Genomic DNA, 272 nt, shown 5'->3' with positions numbered 1-272 from the left:
GTAGTAAGTGGCGGGTAACCGGGTCACCAAGGGCCGAACAGGTTATGCCGCCAGGAGGCGTCACGGTTTCGTTGGGAGCCGAAATGCAGAAATTTCCTAAAACGGAATCTGTCACTCCGAATCCCGGCCAGAAGCCGAGGGTGATGCCTGGCAGTGCAAAGGTGCCGGCGGCGTCAGCGACGTGGACGAACGCGGAGCCGGACACGCTGATGGAGCGAGTGCTTGCACCGGCCAACCTCAGGCGTGCGTATCAACGCCTGGTTAGCAACAAG

Annotated in this window: 1 pseudogene; it reads left to right on the top strand. The window is 60.7% G+C overall.

Going from position 1 to position 272, the window contains the following annotated elements:
- Positions 1-44: 44 nt before the first annotated feature.
- Positions 45-272 (top strand): annotated as a pseudogene (locus tag GYA94_RS27960) (group II intron reverse transcriptase/maturase); the annotation flags it as partial.

Source organism: Pseudomonas juntendi, from assembly GCF_009932375.1.
Classification (GTDB): domain Bacteria; phylum Pseudomonadota; class Gammaproteobacteria; order Pseudomonadales; family Pseudomonadaceae; genus Aquipseudomonas; species Aquipseudomonas juntendi.
The sequence above is the reverse complement of the archived record's forward strand: the minus strand, read 5'-3'. Positions and strand labels throughout refer to the sequence as shown.